Origin of the sequence: Photorhabdus temperata, assembly GCF_025384845.1 — a bacterium.
Lineage (GTDB): Bacteria > Pseudomonadota > Gammaproteobacteria > Enterobacterales > Enterobacteriaceae > Photorhabdus > Photorhabdus temperata.
On the sequence record NZ_JAJAFX010000002.1, the window covers coordinates 1 to 23,376 of the forward strand.

Below are 23,376 nucleotides of genomic sequence, written 5' to 3' on the forward strand. Positions count from 1 at the left end.
TCAGAAACTCCGGTACGCATGGTTCTGCGTAAGTCGTGGATTGACCAATAGGTGTAGGAGTCAAAATAAGGTGCCATCTTTTTATTAAGCCCCTCAATGATCCTATCATGTGATCCATTAGCAAAAGGTTTGCCACCCGACACTGTCAATAGGTATTCACTCCCGTGATTTAATTTCTTTGCCTGCTCAATTAATTCCTTGGCTTCCGAGATAATCGGTCTGACAATGGGTTTTTTGGATCTTCTCCCTGTTTTGTGGTTACCTGGAGGAATAACCCAGATATTCTTCTCATAATCAAAATCGTCAACTTTTGCCTTTAATAATTCACCAATACGACACCCAAATAACAGACATAATTTTATTATTAATGCGTTCCGGGGATTATATTTAGGAGCATTAATAATACGGAAAAGAACCTCTAGTTCCTCTTCGCTTAATGTTCTCTCTCCCGTGTCAACATCGATATCAATGTCAGCATTAGGCTTCTTACCCTCCAAATCACTTGATGCCACATCAGATAATGGCGTGATGCTGGTCATTCCTCGCCGGACGGCCCACTTATGTGCCCTCTTGGAATATGTCAATATACGCGCTCCAATTGCTGGGGTTCGTTTGGAAACATCTTCAATTAAAGCTAACCAGACATGCAATGTCACTTCATCATGGGGTAATTTGCCAATCTTAGGGAAAACATGAATTTCAAAGGTACGCAATATCTGGTCAGCGTTAACCTTTGAACCCTCCATTGTCGTTTTCCACCACTCTCTTATGAGGCTTTCTACTGTTACGGCACTCAATGCAGATTCTTTGCGAACACGTTTAACTGTTTTAGGATTGCGGTGCTGTTCCAGCTCCCCGCGATAAGAAATCACGGTATCACGCGCATCTTTTAAGCTCATCGCCGGATACGTGCCGATGTCAATCCGATCCCCTTTTCCATCCCAACGATACCTGAACTGAAAAACTACTTTTCCTTTCGGAGTAACACGAACAGACAGACCATCCCTATCTGACTTGGTAATCATATTTTCTTGGGGTTTGCCGCTGATTGAGCGCAGCCATGAATCAGTAATAGCCATATCAATTTCCTTAAAAAATAATACAGCTTTTAATGTAGTTTATGTACACTGACATGTACATAATTTTCATGATGCCAAGTGAATATTTATGATTGCCACTGACTAAGACAAACCAAGATTGAATAAATTTCAATTTAAAATCAATTAATTAAGTTTATTTTCATGGCTAAGAATGATCATTAATGTTGAGGGGTGATTATAACAAGGTATTCGTCGCCAAAACATCTCACTTGATGACAAAAAACGTCTTTACTGCTCGAATTACCATGTATAAAAAGTACAGGTAATCCGTTACCGCCAGTATCAGCAACAGAGATGACGGCATGACTGGTATGAATATCGTACTGCGAAATAGCCATAATACTTTATTTCCTTAGGAATATTATTAATAAGTCGCCATTTTTTGGGATATGTACTGCGTTTAAATGCGCCGGCGGCGCGGTGTAAAAGTGACTTATACTTATTTGGAAATCAGCCAGATAGGACACATAAACGCGAAGCCAGAGTACCAATTATCAGTGTAGAAAATCCTGATTCTCATCACACAGGTGAAGTGGTATGTAAAGCAAATTATGTAACACCTGTAATGTTTTAACAGGGACAAAACATCTGGTTTTTCAGGGGAATAGCATCTTAACGATCAATGGGAAATGAGCGTAGCACAGTTCAATCAGAGACAGGCTATTAACAGACACAATATCAAGGCGCCCCTGAGCGTTAAAAAAACGCCGCTTCGGGTACGCCAGGATTTATTCATTTAAAGCCGGGGGATTTTAATCAAAGCAAAGGCTTTTCTCCTCTCTGCCACCAGCGTAATAACAGTTTATCAACGTTTTCCATTGCACTGCCAGTGAAACGCTCTACCATGCGTTTACGACGTGTAAAATTGACACCAATAACTTCACAATGATCTATTTGAGCAATTAACAGATCATCACTGACACCAATTTCGTCAATCAACCCTTTTTCTTTCGCCTGTGTGCCATACCAGTATTCACCTGTAGCGACACTTTCCACGTCAAGCAATGGACGATGTGTATGAATAAATTCTTTGAACAATTCGTGAGTCTGATTGAGATCTTCCTGGAACTTTTTCCGGCCCTGCTCTGTATTTTCCCCTAAAAAAGTCAATGTGCGTTTATATTCACCAGCCGTATGCAGTTCTACATCAATATCATTTTTCTTCAATAACTTATGAATATTTGGGATCTGAGCGACCACCCCAATAGAACCAATAATGGCAAATGGCGCGGCAACAATGCGATCAGCAACACAAGCCATCATATAACCCCCACTGGCAGCCACTTTATCCACGACGACAGTCAGGCGGACACCTTTCTGACGCAGGCGGGCAAGCTGGGAAGCGGCAAGTCCGTAACCATGAACCATTCCACCGGGGCTTTCAAGACGCAGCAAAACTTCATCTTTTGCATCTGCCACTGCCAGAACTGCGCTAATCTCTTCACGTAATGAATCCACTTCATGTGCATCCATACTGCCTTTAAAATCCAGCACATAGAGGCAAGGTTTCTGTAATCCTTTCTGCCCTGTCTTAGCTTCACTCTTCTTCTGCTTAGATTCGAGCTTTTGCTGTTTATTAAACTCTTTGTGCCAGATTTTTCTTTCGGCTTCGGTCATGCGGGCCCGCTGCATTTGACGCTGTTTATCCCGGTATGATTCACCAAGATCTGTCAGTTTCAACTCGCCTTTTGGCGAAGATTTCCGCATTCCCACACCAATACCAAATATAGCCAGGGCAATAACGGCCAACACCAACGTTATCACTTTGGCTAAAAACAACCCGTAAAGAGATAAATACTCCACAAAACCCACCTTTGTCTTCTGATAATTAATATTTTTCATTCTAACTAAAAATAGATATTAACGCCTGCAATGTTTCACCATTTATTTCTTAAGCAATCAGCCTTTACAAATTTGACTCAATATATCAATTTCTGTTTTGATAGCCTGAACTGCCTCCGACGGTAATAAATCGCTCTATCAATAACAGGAAATCTTCAAATGTTACATTACCAACCTAAACATGACCTCCTACAGCAACGTATTATTCTGGTTACAGGCGCTGGAGATGGAATTGGTCGTGAAGTGGCTTTGACTTATGCCCGTTATGGAGCGCAAATGGTCTTACTTGGCAGAACCACGCACAAACTGGAAGCTGTCAAAAAAGAGATAGAACAAGCAGGTGGCGCCCCTGTAGCTATTTACACCCTGGATCTACTCACCATAACAGCCGAAGAATGCAAAACATTTGCTGACGATTTAACGAAACATTATCCGCGTCTGGATGGTGTATTGCATAATGCCGGATTACTGGGCGCCGTCGCACCAATGGCAGAACAGCCGGTTCAGTTATGGCACGATGTTATGCAAGTCAACGTCAATGCGACCTTTATGTTAACTCAGGCATTGCTTCCGTTATTATTGAAATCACCCCACGGATCATTAATCTTTACCAGTTCAAGCGTTGGCCGTGAAGGTCGCAGCGGTTGGGGGGCGTATTCCGCCTCTAAATTTGCAACCGAAGGCATGATGCAGGTTTTAGCAGAAGAATATAAACACAGTTCGCTGCGCGTTAATTGCATTAACCCTGGAGGCACACGCACAAATATGCGTGCCAACGCATTCCCTAACGAAAATTCTGCTAAACTGAAAACACCGGCGGATATTATGCCGCTGTATCTTTATCTCATGGGCAGCGACAGTCTGCGCAAAACAGGCATCAGTTTTGATGCACAACCCGGACGCAAAGCAGGACCAGCCGAATAATGACAATCAATGATAACCAGCACCAAAAAAGGCAACAACGCCTGAAAGAAAAAGTGGATTCCCGTATTGAAGCCGCCCAGTTAGAGCGGGGAATTTTCATCGTTTTTACCGGCAATGGTAAAGGCAAAACCACCGCGGCTTTTGGCACAGTGACCCGCGCGGTAGGTCATGGGTTACGTGCCGGTGTTATCCAGTTTATAAAAGGTCAATGGGAGAATGGCGAGAAAAATCTGCTGGAACAGCATGGTGTGAATTTCCATGTTATGGCAACAGGTTTTACCTGGGAAACCCAAAGCCGGGAAACCGATACCGTAGCCTGCCATCAGGTATGGCGCCACGCGTTGGAGATGCTGGCTGATCCTGATTTGGATCTGGTGGTACTGGATGAACTGACTTATATGGTGAGTTACGGCTATCTTCCTCTTGAAGATGTTATTACTGCCCTGAAACACCGGCCAGAACACCAATCCGTTATTATTACCGGCCGCGGTTGCCACCGTGAATTATTGGAAATGGCCGATACCATCACAGAGATGCGCCCGGTAAAACATGCCTTTGATGCCGGCATTAAAGCACAAAAAGGAATCGACTGGTAAAAAAGGCCCCGTGATTACACGAAGCCCACAGAGCCTAGAAGCCTAAAAATAGAAATTAGCGCCCTTTTGGTGCAGTTGGACGCCCCGCGTTCTGGCGAGAGCTACCCGGACGCTTTCCTGCCGATGGACGTGATGTCCCCTGAGTATGGCGTTTAACCGCACGGCGGATTTGGTTAGCTTTAAGACGGCGTTGATCACGTTCAACCGCCACTTTGGAAACCGTCTCTTCATTCAAGCCCACTAATTGGCGCAAATAATTAGTCTGTTCCAGACCCAGTTCTGTCCAACCCCCGCGTGGTAAACCTTTTGGCAAACCAATATCACCATAACGCACACGAATAAGGCGGCTCACCTGTACACCCACCGCTTCCCAAAGACGACGAACTTCACGGTTACGTCCTTCTGTCAGCGTTACGTTATACCATTGGTTTATCCCCTCTCCGCCTTTGAACGCGACAGTGCAGAATGATGCCGGACCATCTTCCAGTTGAATCCCCTTAGTCAGTTGTTTCAGTTTGGCATCATCAACTTCGCCAAAAACACGAACAGCATATTCGCGCTCAACTTCCCGACTTGGATGCATCAAACGGTTCGCCAGCTCGCCATCCGTGGTAAACAACAGCAAACCACAGGTATTCACATCCAGACGCCCAACAGCTATCCAGCGGGAACCCAGCAATTTAGGCAGACGATCAAAAACAGTTGGCCGCCCTTCCGGATCACGACGGGTGCAAAGTTCACCTTCTGGTTTGTAATAAGCCAGAACACGGCAAACTTCTTTTTGTGGTTCTTTGATATTTAATATCCGGCCATCAAGGCGGATTTTTGTGGAGGGCTGAACTTCAATACGATCACCTAAAGTGGCAATCTTGCCGTCAACACTGACGCGCCCCTGTTGAATATAACCTTCTACTTCGCGGCGGGAACCGTGGCCGGAACGCGCGAGAATTTTCTGTAACTTTTCAGATTTTTGTGTCTTACCGCTCATTGAGCAACCTCTGCTGTCGCCTTCACAGGCGTCGTGTTATATGTCAATCAATACGTCATATTAGAAAAAATTATAACAAATTGATTTTAATAAATTTTTTAACATAGAGTGTTAGAAAACAGGTCATACACTCCGGTCCGTGGCCGGGCATTCTACACTAATTTTAAAATCAATGACTCAAATAAATATGCCCGTTTATCACTCACGCCGAAACTCATCAAGAAAATCCAAGATATATTACAGCCACAGCCGGAAACCAAAATAAAAATGGCCATAAGATATTAATCTCAGGCCATGTTTCATCAATCTTTTATTTAGCTTGTCATTAATACAAAACTAGAATATTAGTTATTTATACCCTTCATCTTTCAAGTTGCTGCTTTGTTGACTGCGTTCACTTACCGCCGCGCTGCAACTTGAAATCTATTGGGTATATAAATCAGTCTTGGTAAAATAACAATACTGTCACTCCTGAATTGGAGAGGGATTCGCAATACTCTTCAGTGAATCAGGAATTGTTTCACTTAGATACATATCACTGATTTTTGGCAAATTCTTAACATAGAGATCATATGGCATCCAAAATGATTTCCCTTCAAACCGGTTATTCTGGAATATATCGTTTTGAACGTCCGCTGGAATATCATCCCATTCAGCAGATCCAGGGGAATATGGACCTTGATATTTAACAACATTCCACGGATTATGCAGTCGGACTAACTTAATACCATTCCATTGTTGGGCATCAAGTAATAAATAAGCATGACCCGCGACTAAATCAGTAGATGAACCTGTTCCCTGATAAGTCACATGATGTTTTATTTTGAAAATATCTATAAATTTCCCATCCCAGAGACGTTCCTGATTATCCTGATCAATATAAGTATTCGCCGTAGAATCTATACCAAAATAGACTTCATTACCACCACCTAAATTCTGGTAACCTCCATGCAGTTTTGAAAATGCCTTTTCAATAAGGTAGTACCAGAATTCATTTTCATCTTCCATCTCAGAAAAACTAACTTGAGGGAGATCATCATCAATCAATAGATAACCAATCGTAGACCGATTTATAATCCTGATTGAATAAACGCCCGTTGGATTATAAACCGGCGGATAAATAGCAGAAAATAATACATTATGCCCTTCAGGATGGGATACGATTGCGCCAATAGTGCTAACAAAGCCACAATTACCGAGATAAAGCTGGCCCATATCGATCATCTCTATCCCTTTAATATACATCCCAGGAGATTTAATAAAATCCTTAATACGGCAATGCGTTGCAACGCCTCCACTTTGCCATTGCTCAGGAGGATATGAATCATCCAACAAATACGCATTCTTAGCTGATAATGCCTTAATTAAAGCCAACACCGGATCTTTGGTATATAAGGTTATTCCTTCAAAATCAAAAGGTTCACAGGTAGCCAGAATATCATTTAACTCACTTAATTTTACCGCTTTATCAGGATCCCCGACCAATGCTTCCTGCACCGATTTTTCAGCATACGCATCGCGCCCACATGCTATTAAATCCCTATCTGGTGATTTCGGCCAGGTATTAACATTACTGACATCAATTGGTTTATCGGAGAAATTAACAACTGCCATTTTCAATATCCTTTAAATTTATGATAAATGAATAACCTTACGCTGCCATTTATTTCAAATAGCCAAACTCAAGTTTTATACCTAATAGTATTTGATCACACTTACCTTAGGTGAGGTAAATATTTCCTTATCACGTTATCAAAAGCAACTTAATTATTAAATACATGATGTCTTTATTTTATTTAGTTACTATTAACAATTCGAAGCAATAATAAAAATTTCAATTCAATCAAAAAATCAAAAATATAAAGCCAGTGTATAACACACTGGCTTTATATAGATATTGGGAATGATTACAGCTTAACCTATAAGAATGGCGTTACATTTCCGGCACCTTCACGTATTACAACAGGCGTATCTTCAGTCAAATCAATTACCGTTGTAGGTTGCTGCCCTAAATAACCGCCATGAATAATCAGATCAACCAGTTTTCCCAAATTATCTTTAATTTCTTCCGGATCAGATTCAGCAAAATCATTCCCCGGTAAAATGAGACTGGTGGACATGAGTGGTTCAGCCACTTGTTCCAGAAGAGCCAACGCAATAGGATTAGATGGAACACGTAATCCTATTGTTTTCCGCTTATCATTCATCAAACGACGAGGCACTTCTTTCGTCGCCCGCAAAATAAATGTGTAGTTGCCCGGTGTATTATTCTTAATCAGACGAAAAGCCGAATTATCGACATAAGCATAGGTCGATATCTCTGATAAATCACGGCACATTAAGGTGAAATTATGATTACTGTCCAACTGGCGGATACGACATATCCGGGTCATCGAATCTTTATCTTCCAGACGGCAACCAATCGCATAACCGGAATCAGTTGGATAAACCACGACCCCACCTTTTTTGAACACATCCACACTTTGCCCTATTAAGCGTGGTTGCGGATTATCAGGATGAATATAAAAAAACTGGCTCATAAATTGCCTCTTAATTTTATGCAGCCCCTACAGTGACCAGTTGCGCCATATTGGTACCACATCACCGGGTAACCACAATTTACGCCCTAACTCTATCCATGAACAAGGCTGGTGAAAATCAGAACCTAACGATGCCATCAAATCGTACTCCCGTGACAATTGACCGAGATGTTTCCGCTCGTTAGGTGCCTGCCGGCACTGTGCAACCTCCATTGCATCACCACCATGTTGCTTAAACCAGACAATCAAACGTTTCAACCACTTGGCAGATAAATCATATCGCCCCGGATGCGCAATCACTGCCTGTCCGCCTGATTGATGAATGGCATCAATAGCTTGTTCAATTGTACACCATTGCGGTGGAACGTATCCGGTTTTTCCCCTCGCCAGATACTTCTTAAAGACTTTCGCAATGGTCGGCTCTTTACCAATTTCTATTAAGTAACGAGCAAAATGGCTCCGCGTCACCTGACCACCATCCGCTAACTGACTTGCTCCTGCCCAGGCATCAGGAATACCTGCCTTTGCCAGCCTGCGACCTATTTCAATTCCGCGCGCTTTCCTGAGTTCAGCCTGTTTACCCAACAATTCAGTCATTGCAGTTGCCTGAATATCTATATTCAGACCCACAATGTGAATCTCCATACTTTCCCACAGGGTAGATATCTCAACACCGGGTATTAATTTCAAGGGCAGATGATGATTGCGGATATATTCATGGGCCAGAGGAATAGCATCTGTCGTATCATGATCAGTCACTGCCAATACATTGACTCCCATTGCCACCGCCCGTTCAACCAACGCTGATGGTGAAAGTGAACCATCCGATGCAGTCGTATGGCTATGAAGATCATAAATTGTCACCAACTCAGTGGTTGAATTTGTCATTATCTCTTTCTCTGCCTGAATAGATTAGAACATACGACCAGGTAGCTTAACGGTAAATGGCGGCGTTTTACAGAAAAGAACGATATTCAGCCCTAAAATACCGGGCTGAATATTATCATTTTAAGCGGTAATAAATTTCATACTTTTTTCTATAAAGGATGAAAGTTAATCAGAATTTTTCTTCATTTCACCAATAGATTTCAAATACTGTGACTTGCCCGGATTATAGAGTGGCCCCATGTCGATAGTTTCATTATTAGATTTAGCAACATAGCCCATCCCTTCTCTGGCTGCATTTGCCAACAAACCACAATCCTGATCGCCTGACCAGGAAAATATACCACCCAGTTTATTCTTGGCTACATATTCAGCTTTCTGTTTCACCGTGCGCGGCGTATCTAATGAGATAAAGTGCCCTTCTTTTTCACTAAACAAGAAATCGGCATCGGCATTGGTATCCGTCATTAACACGAAGCTATTTTTCCCGGTAGCAAGAGTATGTTCAGTATCCAGATAATTATTAACAATATCAAAAAATTCAGGCGATCCTTTTTCCATTGTTCCTAATGCATCGCCATCTTTATTATATTCGCGCGTTTCAAGATTTGCTCCTTTGCCTGCACGACCATAGTTAGCATAGCCTAAGTTAATTTTCTCCAAAGGTATGCCAAGATCCTGATGTAAATAATTGATAGCAACCTCCGCGGATAAATCAGATGCACCTGATGGATCAGGCTCTTTCGGCGAATAAAGATTAGTATGATGCCCGATATAAGGTGCCCATCCAGTACCAAAATAGTCATAACTCATTAAGAAAATGTTATCCAGGCCATTTTTAACTAACTCTGCAATATTCGATGTTTCCAGTTTCGCTTTTACACCACTACAGGCAATCGAGATCTCTTTTCTGTCCTCTCGACCAAATCGACTATCCAAAGACTCACGTAATTCTTTAATTAACAGAGCATAATGTTCCCCATCTTTTTCACTGATAACATTACCGACCTCACCAGCGCTTCCTGGATATTCCCAGTCAATATCGACACAACTGAACATGGGAAAGCGCTCAAAAAAATCAATAATACTGTCAACAAAAACGCGGCGCTGCGCCACATCAGCAGCCATCACTGAGAAATAACCGGACATACTCCAGCCACCAATACTAAAAGCCAGTTCAAGTTTATGACCCGCTAAACGCGCTCTTTTTTGTAGCTCGCGTAATCCACCCAATAAGCCCGATGCTTTCTTTTGTTGATAATAAGGCAGAAATGTTCCGGAATTAATATCCGTATTAGCACTTTCTTTAGGTAATCCCACATTACGGGCAGTACCTAAATCACCATAAGGATCAAGAGGAACAATATGACCTTCAGTAATTTTAATGTCACTCTGGCTATTCCAGCCCTCTGCAACTTCCTTGATCTTCTTTCCTTTAACACCAGTGTCACCGTAAATACCCAAGAAGCTGAATATTAACTTATCATAGGCGGTGATATTGATAGTGCTTAAGTCAAATCCTCTTCCCCGATCATCCGCCTCTTCATTTTTACCATCCAAGCGGGCATCATATTGACACCAATCAGTAATATAAGCAGAAAGTTTCGGTCTGGATTTATCGCTCTCATATTCATTAAACATCGGGCGACAAACACGAGTCGCCGTGTAGGAAAGATTGTTACCTGAACCATCCGGCTTAAAATTAACATCTGGTCGCTGATAAGTTTCCTCGGTAATAGCATCCGGCTGTAAAACCGGTGAAGGAATCTCTTCAGTTGGATTAACACTCCCGTCAGTAGGATTTCCATGCTGTTTTATCTCTTCTTCTGTCGCTGGACGGATATACTTCCAGGCATTATGCGGTGTTCCCTCCTTAGAAGAAGGATCGGGAATATGCCAGCGTTCAACCCAATAGGTATTGGTATAAACACCACCATTAAAAATAACATTATAAACTTGTCCACCTGCCTGATTTTTCCATGCGGCTAATGGTTCACCAATAATATCACTGACATCGGACATGGATCTTGATGAAGTATAAGTATATTTGTTTACCATTTATAAACTCCAATGAGATTTATATTTAGCCTCCACATGGGTAGAAGAGGCTAATTTAAATATTAAAGATAACAAGTCAAAATTTTAAATTCAGATGACTGATTTATTTAATTTTCAAGTCCCACTATTACGAAGCTGGATTTTCCTTTTTTAATAATTCCTTAACCGCCACGCCAAACGATGCGGATCCTTCTTGCGCTGTATAGCGAATATGCAGAATCACATCCGTCAGACTGTCTAAATCCTGCGATGTATTGGTAAATTGGAAATTCCAACTCGATCCTACCCCTACCCCCTCAAAGGGTAAGAAACGCTCATCATCGAAATTAAGCGTGAACATCCCACTGTCATTAATCCCCGTAGATAAAGCGATTTGTTGATTGGGCTGTATACTGCGAACAGTATAAGGGGTTTCCGCACGCGTCCCTTCTTTCAACATCTTTTCAACGGTTTTGAGATCGGCTTTTGTCGTATAACTACTCACACCCGACAAACTTAATTTGGCGCAAATATCTGTATAAGGCCCAATTAACATAGGCAGCGTAACCGAAACTGATTTAATCCGCCGATTAAATAAACCCGAATAATCCGCACCAAATTGTTTTAATTCATCCAGATTAAACGTAATGGCATTATGCGCTTGCAGAATTTTAAGGTTATCTTCCCAAGACTCGCCCAATAAAGATTTAAGCGAAATCGTTTTGATAATTTCCAATTTACGTGAATTTTGCTCAACATAAGTACGTTCCATACGTTGCAGCGCCAATTTCAGATTTTCACCTACCAACAGCCCTTGATAGAGATCATTCCAGCTCGCACCATCAATAAAATTCTGCTCACCTAACCCGAGTTCATATTGTAAAGAGGCCTGTGCAGACAAACATAACGATGAAACCGCATCATAAGCTTGCAAATAGAGACTAGAAATCTGGCTAATCATCCAAGTATATAAACTTTCATTGGTAAAACGACTGGAGAAATAAGCCAACAGCGCCTGAGATTGCTGCTGCTGCGCTTCAACCTGCGCCAAACGCTTACGGGCAGCACTGACCTGCAACTGTTGGATACTGATTTGTTGCTCAATCGACTTCACTTCCCAGTCAGCTTGTTTATATTGCAGCTCCCACTCCTGCCGACGACGGCGATAAGATTCAGAAACACTGAGACTTTCCGCTTTAGTACTGTCAGATTGATATTTCAGTGTCGCTATCTCAGCCACCGCATTCAAAGCCGCTCCCCAGCGCGAACCACCAACAGCTAAACCATAAATATTGGGGATTAAATCCAGTGCGGCCGCAGCCGTTCTTGATACTTGTGAAGCCAACAGGGCAGAAGATGCCTGAGATTGTAATTCAATAACCTGCTGTTCCGTTGACGAGATATTTTCATCATAAAGACTTTTATAATGTTCGTACCGCTCCTGAGCAGATTGTTTACTCACTTGCAATGCATCAAGATTGGCCTGGTTAATATTGATATCCTGTTGCTGGAGGTCAACAGCAAAACGGTAGAGATCATTATTCTGGACCATCTGAAATGATTCAAAACTCAGATTATCTTTGCGTTCCAACAGGCTTAATAACGTGCTACCGAATTGTATCAATGTATCGACACCGGATTTTGCCCGTGCCAACATCGGTTCAAAACGATAATTTGGCACTCTGAAATTCATTCTGCTGGCATTTCTGGCCGCAACAACCCGCTGATAACGCTGATTCATTAACCCTCTGGGAGAAATTTTCGAATCATAAAGATCCATAGAAATTTCTTTACCATCCAGCGTTAAATTATGCCGTAAATTGTAAATCCGGTTTTCTATTCTATCCCACAACGCAGTCAACTCTTCATTGATAGGTTTCATAAAGAGATCATTATCAAGCGCACGAATAGTTTTATCATGGACCACCGGGGCATAAGGCAAAGGATAACTTATCATCTCCAATGCACGTACAGCACTATTCTTCTTATACGATGCATCCTCAAGAGTGATTGGCTGCCAAGAACTGGCTAATTGCAGATCAGGACGAGCGCCCAATAACGAACTTGCTGTTGCATAGCTTAGACGCGCCAACGTTCTGGCAGTCGGCTGAAGCTTCCGGTATTCCATGTCACCCTGATCGATAACATTTTTAACGTAAAAGTTAAAAATAGCCTTACGATAATGAATAGGTTCACTGGCAGAAATTGCATCAGGATCCGTCGGTTCTATCAAGCTACGCAATCGCTTTGGCTCGTCAATAATCGGACGGCTATTCCAATAACGAGGCTTATCCTGTGTTAATGCGGGTTCATCACTACTTTCAAAAGGGTTAAAAATAAACTTAATCCAGCGACTGGCTTCTTCATAACGCTGTTCCACATTAAACCGCCAGGCCACCATAAATGGCATATGGAAGAACAGCTCCCAGAAATAAATACCATTTGCCCCTTTCAGGTCGATAGGTTTTGAATCATTGCCGGTAATCGGCTCCTCATGAATATTTTGGGTTTCCCAACTCAGAACTTTGTCCAGTTTCTGACTCGCCTTACTAATTAACTCCTTTGCAAAAAGCGTATTTAAACGAATCTCTTGATCAGAATACCAACTTTCTGATTGCTCTTCTTTTGGAAATTGTAAATATTGGGTTTGTTTAGTCTGCTTAATTTGAACCTTGTCACGAAGCAATTTCCCGACACTCAGTTTTTGCTTAATTCTACCTGCAATATCTGTTCCCGTTTCTGATGGCAGGCTAAAACCAGTAACAACCGTCACATCACTCCTGTCACACCGATTCAGTACCACACTCAATGTTGGATCATAATCTTCCGGGGTAAGCACCTTATATTTCAGCCAACACCGTTCACCCTTGCTATCCTCCAGCCAAATACAATAAAGAATATTTTTGCTTCGGCTAAAATCATATTTATACGTTGATTTGGATGTAAGAGATATATTCAGTGTCCCTTCAACATAACCCGCTTGAAGATCAAATTGATCTATTGTACCCAAACTTCCTTCAAACTCTTTTTTCTCCGCTATCGGCCACTTCATATTATTATTAACGGGATAAAGCACCAATTGCTTATATTCCTCCGGCCCGCCATTCGATGGTTCCCGGAAATAGAACCAGACCAAAGCCGCGCCGTATGAATCCAGATCGGATAACTTTGAATTAGATGATTTAGGCAAATCCGTCGCCGCCATTAATAAGTTGTCACAAACATAGGTGAAAACCTCGTCATAATCGTACAACGAACCATCGTCATTCTTACCGTGCAAACGAACAAATGCAACCAACGCCAAACGTTCAACATCTCCGGTACGATCGAGAACAGCAATCAACTCTTTCATCGCGTGATCAAGTAAATCTTCACGAACCGTAGTTCCGGTACTCCAAGTACCATCAAACGCCAAATGGGCCAAATTAAGTTTGGTGCGATATTTAATGCTATTATCTTTATCTTGTTTTTCTTCAGAAACTTCAAACCAACTAATATATAACCGGTTATTTAAGATAATTGGACGAACAATACCGTTATACGCATTTTCTAAAGGGACATTAATCAGCTTCCACTCACTCCAAGCGGTAGGATACAGTTCGTCAGTCTGATTATTACGCTGTTTGGCATCTAAAGTCCGCCAAAAATAACGGTAGGGTTGGGTACGGGTCTTGGCAATGAAATAGACCTTATCATCGGCAATACCAACACCATCTTCGTAACCCGCAATAACCTCTAAATTACTGACCTCTTCAAAGTTATTCAGGTATCCCAATATTGCTTTCTGAGCAACATCATCCGTAAGCTTTCCTTGATTAAGTGCGCTTTCAAGTTGGAAGAAGAATTCTGTTTTTGTTAAACGTAATGTGGGATCAACATAGACTTCCGGGTAAATAGCCAGTTGTTGATTTGCAGCCCAATAACCATAACGATTAGCAAACTCCTGCCAATTATCTGCATCTTCCTGAGTCATCGATAAACCTGACTCTAAATTCAAAACAATACGATTAATATATTGTTGTACAGACTGAGTAACATGTGCGACACGGGCTGTTTTTACTTTGGAAGAAACCTGAGTGTCTAACAACAGAAAATCATACAGATCATCCACATTTTTAATTTTTTCACGCTGGGATTGAAAAGCGGTATCATGCGGGACAATCTGCCCAAGATAATAATCCACTAATGCATCACGCAGATTTTCCTGTAATTTTGCTTCAATTAAATTAGACATGCTCATCATCTCCTTGCGCTTTTAATGCGGCCATTACCGCTTCACCCATGCTTTGGAAAGCTTCAAAACCTGAATTAACGTCAAGTGCGCCAGCACCTAATAAAGGTTCAACGGACAGATTGGTTTTCACAGAAAGTTGTTGTAGTCGCCGTATCCAATCTATTTGAGATAAAGTCATTACACGTGTTTTTTCTAATCCTCCTTTTTCACAGGCAAGATAAATTTCATCAGGATCCCAATCTAGAATTTCAGCCAGTAACTGCGCACATTTATAATTGTTATCCTCTTCTTCTGCCTGTGGTAAGGTTTCATTGTTAGCAAAAGTAAAATATTCTTGAACCTTATCTTCATTTTGTTTTGCATTTTCCAATAAATCCTGATAGCGATTCAGCAGGAAAATTTCGTCTAACGATAATGATATTTTTGTTGTTTCATCTGCGCTTAGTCCAAGCCATTTAGGATTTGTCAGGCGCAATAACAACAGATTATTACTTATGCTCAATGCATTAATTAATTGAGTATAAATTAACAGACTGTAAGTCAGGTCCAGAAACTCTTTCTTAATATCCTCAACTTTTTCTGGCGTATTATCTAATACCAATTTCAGTACTGAGTAGACACTGCTTCCCAACCAACGAAGCTGTAATGGCACAATATCTTTTGATACGCCATATTCACCCGCAACAGCACTAGATAATAGACTCTCTTGTGCGGTTTTAGCTTGCAATATAATCTGCAAGACAATATTAATTTGATTATTATCTGGATTTATTTTTTTCTCCTTGACGATATCTTCAATCTTTTTCCTCAGAGATTCTTCGTCCGTTTTTCCCCATATCAATGGAATATCTTTTACTAATCCATTATCTCCATCAAAAACACCTTCTTTATCTGACAGAGTCGCCCACCAATCTATATCATTTATCTCTTGCCGATTAAAATCAGATTTTTTTAAACACACATTATCAGTAAGACCATCAGAAATTCCCTTATAAAAGGTTAACATCCCACTTGTTGGCACTAACGGAAGCTGAGTTTTACCTAATAATAAAGAGAGCTTAATGGGTGTCAGTTTTGTTTTAACTAACCAAGACGTTAAAACTTCCATCTGAGCAATAATACTGAGGATGTCATCTTTCTCCCCTAAAGCCGGTATATTTGCCAGATATCCGCGTTTATCCGTTAAAATATCGGCCAAAATCAATCCATCTTCCGCAGAAAAACCAAATAATCGTGGAATAGTGACTAAGCGATAAAGTCTGGACACGACATCGAGATTACGCACCAATTTGCCAGAATCAAGCTTCAGTGCATTTTCAACGATAGGCGCAATCACTTGAAATGTGGATACAGAAATAGCTAATCCAGCACACAATTGTTTAACTGTTTTCGCCCCATCTCCTTGATTTTCTGTATAGCTAAATACTTTACCATCCAAGATTAAAGGTTGATCAAAAAGTTTAGACTGATTAAAAAGTTGATCAAAAAAAGGAATATTATTGCTGATAGAGAATGGCGTAATTTGATATATCCATCCAGCAAACGCCTCCGGTAATACTTTATATTGTGTAGATAAATGCTGGAATAAGCCTAACGCTCTTAATGTATTATTAGAAATAGCCAATTCCATATTCTTTGGTTCAGCTTTTATTGCTGAGGTTACCAGTAAGTCAAGCTGATGATAAGGTAACGCTAACCAACGCTGTAAACGAATAAAGCGATTCATTCGATCATAGCGAAAATCAGAAACTGCACTTATCTGACGACCAGAGTCGGTTCTGACAATACTTAATGCCTCTAATTGGCCAGAATTTATATAAACACCACCATAATGGTAAGGTGCTGGAAAGTGTTCCGAGGTTTGCCCGCTATTAAAGATGGGATTAGAAAACACCACACTCGGTGAAACTAACGGCCGGAAATCACCACTGCTAAATAAGTGTTCGAGATCTGTCACTTTCGATCCTGTCTGTTGACCAAAAGACAAAATCTCGGTTAATTTCACACGGTCATCCGCAGAAAGGCCATAATTATCCTGGAAAAACTTCTCTGCTTCCGGCAATAATTCTGATTGTTCAGTGCCTTGTTTAGCAATAGCAAAACGGTAAGTCATCGTCAGGAAATTAATACCTTCAATATTTACCGAGGTATTATTTGTGCTTTCTTTTGGCACCGCAGCATAGACTGTCATTTCACCAAAAAAAGGTCCATTATCCAAATTACCAATTTCACTATTATCACTTTCGACATAAGTTAACGTTAATTGCCGGCTAAATGGTGATGAATTATCAAATGGTTCCATCCTTGCTTTTACGCGGTTATAGGTCAAGATATTTTCACCACGAAGTTTAACTTTAATTGTCTCTTTAACCTTATTTTTGCAGGTAATCACAATCTCATCATAGGCTTTATCAACATTATCACTCAACAATGTCGGGCCAGTGATATTTTCACCAGAAAGAATAATATAAGCATGTTTTGAAATATCACGCTCAGGCAATACTTCTGTCGTACTTGTGCTGAAATAACGCTTAATAAGCTGCTCACGTGATAAAAAATTTTGTGAAAATGGACTTTTCTCTGTCAGTAAAGTCATTTGCTCCTGACTCAATTGACTATAGGCAAACAAAGCCTGATCACGTTTTTCAGTTAAGATATGCCAGGGAAATTGCTGATCCACTTGCTGAATAATCGTGCCTAATTCAATCTCTTTTTCAGCCAAACCTTTATTGATCTGTTGAGAAGGCAAACTATAAGGTAATATGAATGGAAAACGGGTCTCTCCTAAAACCTGATTAACCGGCTTATCCGCATGGCCTGTTTGATCAATATATTCTCTAGCACTCTTCGACAAAACATCATTCACAACAGATATTGCCGTGATCTCTTTGTAAAGATTATCACTATCAAGTAATAAGTCAGGAATATCTGCGCGCCGTTGCTCCAACCCCACGGCATTATTAGCACCATCCAGCTCTATTTGTTTGACAAATTTATAAAGATCGAGCAGGTAATTTACCGGACTATCAAGAGACTCAATAGCGTCCGGCTGGCAGAAATTATCCCAAGGTTCAGGAAATAAATTACTGTAATCAGGTAATTTTTCTTTCTCATCAGCATTATCATTGCTATAAGAAAAATATCTTGCCTGATGACTCGCTTTTCTTAATGTTGCTCCATCATAATCTCTCAGTTGCCTTTGCCGATAATTTTGCACCAGTTGGTTAGCTGCACTAACGGCTTTATCAAAAATCACCTCTGCATGGCCCAATAAAGATTCATTATGGCGTTTAATAAAGCGTTGTTTTGACACATCAATAATGTCAAAAATAGAATGATAACCCAAATGCTGGAGTGTATTAAGCAGCGTGATAGTGGAATTATCTTCATTCTGTACTGAGTTTGATAACATATAACTCGTCGGTAATATTGACGATGCTGGTGATTTTATTTCCGCCACCGCAGACAATAACGGTGATACTTTTGTTATATCCTGTTTTTCACGAGAAATGCTTTTATATTTATCCATTATATTATTCCCAACCTAATTAATCGGAAACACCTGAATAGAACAGTTATAGAGACTATAACCATATTAAACAGTGAAATTTTTTAAAGAGTTAGTTCAATTTAATTTGCACGCTTCACACTGCTTCTCTTTCGGTTTGTCATAAGAAGGAAGCTCACCTTCGAAATAAAATGGCTCCATTTCGATAATTTTTTTAATTGGCTTACGCCCCAACCCTTCATGAGCAGCATTAGTTAACAAACCATTATCTTGATCACCCGTCCAAATAAATAGACCACCCAAACCTTTCTCTTTAACATAACGGCCTTTTTCCCTTACTGAACGGGGAGTATCTAATGACATAAATACTTTGAGATCTTTATTGTAAAGATAATCAGCTTTAGCGATCGGATCATGGAAAACCTCAAAGCCATTACGTCCTATTTGATTCTCATAATCAACATAATTATAAATAATATCTGTCCATTCAATGACACTGCTTTCAAAACTCCCTACCGTGGAGGTTCCATCAGTATATTTCCCAACCAGCTGTTCATTGTTCTTACTCTCTAACTCCGCAGTTCTGGCATTGCGTGTATAACCAGAATAGCCGATATAAATTGATTTTTTATCAATCTTTAAAGAAAGAAGATAATTAACCGCATCATCGACTGAATATTTAGAATACTGATCATCTTCTTTGCGATAAAGATTGGTATGGTGAGAAAGTTTATTATCGCCTAATGTAAAGAAATCATAAGTCATTAGGTTAATTTCGTTAACGCCCGCTGCGATCAATTCTGGAATATGCGCGGCTTTAATTTTTTCTATATCGGCGGAGGCAGCAATACTTATGCTTTTTAAATTACTTATATTTGCATTCTTCAAATCCTTAATAAGTTCGACAAAATGCTCATAGTCATCTGGAGCGTTTGGATTACCGTCCCCGGCAGAACCGGGATATTCCCAATCAAGATCAATGTGAGTCAATATAGGAAACTTGTCGAATAAATCTTTAATCCCATCAATAAACCGCTGGCGGAAAATGTCATTACGGCATACTTCATAAAAAGCACCGCTCATTGACCAACCGCCAACGCTAACAGAAATTTCCAGATCCGAATTTGCCTCTTTTAGCAAACGAAGGCCGCCTAATACCCCTTGTGCTTTATTTCCATCATATAAATTCCAAGTTTCGTCCTTCCAACTACTGAAACCACAATTAAGATAAGCCGCCACATCCCCCCAAGGATCAACCAGAATAGGTCTCCCTTTGTAGTTTTTAAGGATTTCATCCTTATCTTCTCCCATCTTCCATCCCTTTATCGCCTGTTCTATGATGCCCTCCCCTTTACTACCGGGATCACCAATAATACCGGCAAAGCTAAAGATAATTCTTTTAAACGGCTTTCCATTTTCTTTATCACCCTTAAAACGCATTAAATCAGCACCTCTTCCCCCTTTTATTTTAAAGGAATCCTCATTTATTGGTGCTAAACGCTCATCATAAATTGACCAATCAGTTAAATAACAGAGAACAGCAAAATCATCATTCTCGTCATAAGTATTGAAAACTGCTTTAGCAAGTCTTGTTGGTGTATACGATAATGCACTATCGGTTTTTTTTGGATCAAAATCATTTAACCGATAGGTTTTTTGCGCTGCTCCTTCTCCCGAATCCTTATGTGGATCAGTTTGATATACTAATTGACTATCTGCTTTTGATTCATCTTTACTCATATCATACTCCACTAACGATACAATTGTTTTAAACATCAGAAAGTTACATCATGGCAATCTATGCCGGAATTCAGTAGAGTTCTATAAGTATTCATATTAAAAACCGCTCACCAAGAATACCTATAATTTATTGAATACAAAGGATTACATAGCTTAAATGCATGAAAATGCACACTTTAAGTAACACGATATGTTAGAGGTCTGAATACTACTTCTTACCGTAATATTTGTTAAACCTCTTTTTTCCATATGCAGATATAAAAATTGATTGTCTATTCTCGCCATCTGACTATTGACTCAATAAAAAGCCAGCCAATCATGCTTTTTAAGTAAAATTCACTACAGCTAAATTCTGTTTTTTATGGAATAAAATTGATATGTGTAATATTATTAAATATGCACCATAGCGATATCATAAAATGATAATATTAACTATTTATGACAGTAGAATAATAAATTTATTAATATCAAACGACCAGAATTAGCCGATTCTATCCTGATAACCCGTTGTACTTATCCAACCAACCGACAAAAATTTAATAGAATTTTTTTCATAAAATTCTTGACACACAAACATCGTTCCAGTTTACTAGTACACAAGAAATGGCAGTATTATCTCGTATATCATCTATATTTAATGCGAAAGAGGCACTGAAAATGACTGTATTTATGATGTCTATCCGTTGGTGGCACAACTTCCCATTAAGGGCGGTATGGTCACGCACATAAATCCACAGTGCCAAATTACCAGAACCCGCCAAAAAGGCGGGTTTTTTTATATGCATAACTCATGAGCAGGACGAAAAAATGACGGATAAACAACCAAAACTCACAATTATTGAGCAGGAAACAACTTATCAGCCCGATCCTGCACGGCTATTTAATCAACTCTGTAGTCAGCGACCGGCAACGTTATTGCTGGAATCGGCAGAAATTAACAGTAAAAAAAGCCTGAAAAGCCTGTTAATCATCGACAGTGCCTTGCGTATCAGCGCAAACGGCAATCAAGTCAATTTCGACGCCTTGACAGAAAATGGCCGAAATTTATTACCGGTTTTGCTTAAAAAATTTCCCAGCAATGTCCAATCTGAAATGACACACGATTCTCTTCAATTGATCTTTCCACCAATCAATCACAATATGATAGATGAAGATAGTCGCCTGAAAGCCATATCTGTATTTGATGCACTACGTGCCCTTCTTTCTCTGGCAGAATTGCCATCGCAAAACGAATTACCATCGCAAAACAATGCAGAAGCAATATTCGTTGGCGGCCTTTTCTCCTACGATCTGGTCGCCGGGTTTGAGCCGTTACCCACAGTAAAAACCGTTCAACGTTGTCCTGATTTCTGTTTTTATCTGGCAGAAACTTTAATGGTGATCGACCATCAAAATAAAAGTGCACGCCTGCAAATCAGTCTCTTCAATGATTCTCCAGAAGAACGACAACGTCTTAAGCAACGGTTGAAAACATTAGCGAAACTCATCACAGAACCCACTGAGCCAGTGCAACAAATCTCGCTGCCGGCAATGAAAGTCTCATGTAATCAGGATGACGAGACATATGCAGAAATAGTGACACAATTGCAACAATACATCCGCCAGGGAGATATTTTTCAGGTGGTGCCATCACGGCGCTTTTCTCTGCCATGCCCAGCACCGCTTAATGCTTATCAAAAACTTAAACAGCGCAATCCAAGTCCTTATATGTTCTTCATGCAGGATAAAGACTTCTGTCTGTTCGGCGCTTCCCCTGAAAGCGCACTGAAATATGATGCGTCTAATCGTCAAATCGAGATTTACCCTATCGCCGGCACACGTCCCCGTGGGCGCAATGCTGCCGGAGAGTTGGATGCAGATCTGGACAGCCGGACTGAGCTGGAGATGCGTACAGATCATAAAGAATTAGCTGAACACTTGATGCTGGTTGATTTAGCCCGTAATGATTTGGCCCGTATTTGTGAACCCGGCAGCCGCTATGTCGCTGATCTGACAAAAGTCGATCGTTACTCTTTCGTCATGCATCTGGTTTCCCGTGTGGTCGGGACATTACGCCATGACTTGGATATTTTCCATGCTTATCAAGCTTGTATGAATATGGGAACACTTACCGGCGCACCGAAAGTTCGGGCAATGCAACTTATCGCCCATTACGAAAATGAACGTCGTGGCAGCTACGGTGGCGCAGTCGGTTATTTCACCGGCAAAGGTGATATGGATAATTGTATCGTTATCCGCTCCGCTTACGTGGAAGATGGCATAGCGACGATTCAGGCCGGCGCTGGCGTAGTATTGGATTCCGTTCCTTTGGCAGAAGCTGAAGAGACCTGCAACAAAGCAAGAGCCGTCATTCGTGCCATTGCTGAAGCACATCAGGCAGAGGAGATTTTCTGATGGCGAATATTCTCCTGCTCGATAACGTAGATTCATTCACCTATAACCTCGTCGATCAATTACGCAATAAAGGTCATCAGGTTGTTATCTATCGCAATACCGTTGCAACTGACATCATTATGCAGCAATTCAAGGCGCTGCCTTCTCCGTTACTGATGCTTTCACCGGGGCCGGGTAAACCCTCTGACGCGGGCTGTATGCCTGAATTACTTGAAAAAATCATCGGCAAAATTCCGGTGATCGGCATCTGCCTTGGGCATCAAGCAATTATTGAAGCCTATGGTGGAGAGATTTCTGCCGCTGATGAAATCCTGCACGGCAAAGCTTCTCTGGCAGAACATGATAATCAGGCTATGTTCGCGGATCTGGATAATCCTTTGCCCGTTGCCCGTTATCACTCTTTGGCGGGTTGCAGAATTCCATCTGAATTGACGATTTCTGCCCGTTGTGGCGACACCGTTATGGCGGTTCGCCACGACAAACATAAGGTTTGTGGGTTCCAGTTCCATCCTGAATCCATTCTCACAACACATGGCGCCAGATTACTTGAACAAACTCTAGCCTGGGCATTGAATTAAAAAGGAGGTA

14 protein-coding genes and 1 other annotated feature are annotated in these 23,376 nt (G+C 40.8%); of the genes, 4 read left to right on the top strand and 10 right to left on the bottom strand.

Annotation, left to right across the window (positions count from 1 at the left end; genetic code table 11):
* Together LGZ99_RS00675 and sohB are read right to left on the bottom strand one after the other, a co-directional pair.
* The coding region (locus LGZ99_RS00675; RefSeq protein WP_262978792.1) for a tyrosine-type recombinase/integrase at positions 1–1,079 on the bottom strand (1,079 nt) is incomplete at its 3' end.
* A gap of 777 nt (positions 1,080–1,856) precedes the next feature.
* Positions 1,857–2,903 (bottom strand): protease SohB, encoded by a 1,047-nt coding sequence (gene sohB / locus LGZ99_RS00680; RefSeq protein WP_262978793.1) that lies wholly within the window; start codon positions 2,901–2,903, stop codon positions 1,857–1,859.
* 198 nt (positions 2,904–3,101) lie between these two features.
* On the opposite strand from sohB, the gene LGZ99_RS00685 reads away from it, so the two are divergent.
* Entirely contained in the window at positions 3,102–3,866 is a 765-nt protein-coding gene (locus LGZ99_RS00685; protein WP_036837135.1) for a YciK family oxidoreductase, read from the top strand.
* Positions 3,866–4,462, top strand: a complete 597-nt coding sequence (gene cobO, locus LGZ99_RS00690; RefSeq protein ID WP_023045294.1) for a cob(I)yrinic acid a,c-diamide adenosyltransferase — start codon at positions 3,866–3,868, stop codon at positions 4,460–4,462. The genes LGZ99_RS00685 and cobO overlap by 1 nt, the downstream gene beginning before the upstream one ends.
* A 55-nt stretch (positions 4,463–4,517) precedes the next feature.
* Here the strand turns inward: cobO and rluB are convergent, their stop codons facing one another.
* The 8 genes from rluB to LGZ99_RS00730 all read right to left on the bottom strand — a co-directional run bounded on the left by rluB (position 4,518) and on the right by LGZ99_RS00730 (position 20,394).
* Complete coding sequence (gene rluB, locus LGZ99_RS00695) at positions 4,518–5,450, bottom strand: 23S rRNA pseudouridine(2605) synthase RluB (RefSeq protein WP_021325828.1); 933 nt, start codon at positions 5,448–5,450, stop codon at positions 4,518–4,520.
* A gap of 465 nt (positions 5,451–5,915) precedes the next feature.
* Positions 5,916–7,064, bottom strand: a complete 1,149-nt coding sequence (locus LGZ99_RS00700; protein ID WP_021325829.1) for a C2 family cysteine protease — start codon at positions 7,062–7,064, stop codon at positions 5,916–5,918.
* 305 nt (positions 7,065–7,369) lie between these two features.
* On the bottom strand, positions 7,370–7,990 hold the full coding sequence (locus LGZ99_RS00705; RefSeq protein WP_023045293.1) for an L-threonylcarbamoyladenylate synthase: 621 nt from the start codon (positions 7,988–7,990) through the stop codon (positions 7,370–7,372).
* A gap of 27 nt (positions 7,991–8,017) precedes the next feature.
* Complete coding sequence (gene rnm / locus LGZ99_RS00710; RefSeq protein WP_036837133.1) at positions 8,018–8,878, bottom strand: RNase RNM; 861 nt, start codon at positions 8,876–8,878, stop codon at positions 8,018–8,020.
* A gap of 165 nt (positions 8,879–9,043) precedes the next feature.
* The gene (locus tag LGZ99_RS00715) at positions 9,044–10,933 is read right to left on the bottom strand and encodes a glycosyl hydrolase family 18 protein (RefSeq protein ID WP_036837132.1); all 1,890 of its coding nucleotides are present in this window, start codon (positions 10,931–10,933) and stop codon (positions 9,044–9,046) included.
* Between the two features lie 127 nt (positions 10,934–11,060).
* Complete coding sequence (locus tag LGZ99_RS00720; RefSeq protein WP_036837131.1) at positions 11,061–15,146, bottom strand: Tc toxin subunit A-related protein; 4,086 nt, start codon at positions 15,144–15,146, stop codon at positions 11,061–11,063.
* Complete coding sequence (locus LGZ99_RS00725; protein ID WP_262978794.1) at positions 15,139–18,675, bottom strand: Tc toxin subunit A; 3,537 nt, start codon at positions 18,673–18,675, stop codon at positions 15,139–15,141. Before LGZ99_RS00725 ends, LGZ99_RS00720 begins: the two co-directional genes overlap by 8 nt.
* Before the next feature lie 96 nt (positions 18,676–18,771).
* Positions 18,772–20,394: a glycosyl hydrolase family 18 protein gene (locus tag LGZ99_RS00730; protein WP_036837129.1), complete on the bottom strand. Its 1,623-nt coding sequence runs from the start codon at positions 20,392–20,394 to the stop codon at positions 18,772–18,774.
* Between the two features lie 678 nt (positions 20,395–21,072).
* Positions 21,073–21,173: a sequence feature (Trp leader region), on the top strand.
* Positions 21,174–21,201: 28 nt separating this feature from the next.
* Here LGZ99_RS00730 and LGZ99_RS00735 point away from each other — a divergent pair.
* Together LGZ99_RS00735 and LGZ99_RS00740 are read left to right on the top strand one after the other, a co-directional pair.
* The gene (locus tag LGZ99_RS00735) at positions 21,202–22,788 is read left to right on the top strand and encodes an anthranilate synthase component 1 (protein ID WP_262978795.1); all 1,587 of its coding nucleotides are present in this window, start codon (positions 21,202–21,204) and stop codon (positions 22,786–22,788) included.
* Positions 22,788–23,366 carry a glutamine amidotransferase-related protein gene (locus LGZ99_RS00740; protein WP_023045287.1) on the top strand — a complete coding sequence of 193 codons (579 nt, stop codon included), beginning with the start codon at positions 22,788–22,790 and terminating at the stop codon, positions 23,364–23,366. The genes LGZ99_RS00735 and LGZ99_RS00740 overlap by 1 nt, the downstream gene beginning before the upstream one ends.
* Positions 23,367–23,376: the final 10 nt, after the last annotated feature.

Bases quoted from the DNA above. Each gene is read 5' to 3' on its own strand.
- LGZ99_RS00685 (WP_036837135.1), top strand. From the start codon at position 3,102: ATGTTACATTACCAACCTAAACATGACCTCCTACAGCAACGTATTATT.
- cobO (WP_023045294.1), top strand. From the start codon at position 3,866: ATGACAATCAATGATAACCAGCACCAAAAAAGGCAACAACGCCTGAAA.
- rluB (WP_021325828.1), bottom strand. From the start codon at position 5,450: ATGAGCGGTAAGACACAAAAATCTGAAAAGTTACAGAAAATTCTCGCG.
- LGZ99_RS00700 (WP_021325829.1), bottom strand. From the start codon at position 7,064: ATGGCAGTTGTTAATTTCTCCGATAAACCAATTGATGTCAGTAATGTT.
- LGZ99_RS00705 (WP_023045293.1), bottom strand. From the start codon at position 7,990: ATGAGCCAGTTTTTTTATATTCATCCTGATAATCCGCAACCACGCTTA.
- rnm (WP_036837133.1), bottom strand. From the start codon at position 8,878: ATGACAAATTCAACCACTGAGTTGGTGACAATTTATGATCTTCATAGC.
- LGZ99_RS00715 (WP_036837132.1), bottom strand. From the start codon at position 10,933: ATGGTAAACAAATATACTTATACTTCATCAAGATCCATGTCCGATGTC.
- LGZ99_RS00720 (WP_036837131.1), bottom strand. From the start codon at position 15,146: ATGTCTAATTTAATTGAAGCAAAATTACAGGAAAATCTGCGTGATGCA.
- LGZ99_RS00725 (WP_262978794.1), bottom strand. From the start codon at position 18,675: ATGGATAAATATAAAAGCATTTCTCGTGAAAAACAGGATATAACAAAA.
- LGZ99_RS00730 (WP_036837129.1), bottom strand. From the start codon at position 20,394: ATGAGTAAAGATGAATCAAAAGCAGATAGTCAATTAGTATATCAAACT.
- LGZ99_RS00735 (WP_262978795.1), top strand. From the start codon at position 21,202: ATGACGGATAAACAACCAAAACTCACAATTATTGAGCAGGAAACAACT.
- LGZ99_RS00740 (WP_023045287.1), top strand. From the start codon at position 22,788: ATGGCGAATATTCTCCTGCTCGATAACGTAGATTCATTCACCTATAAC.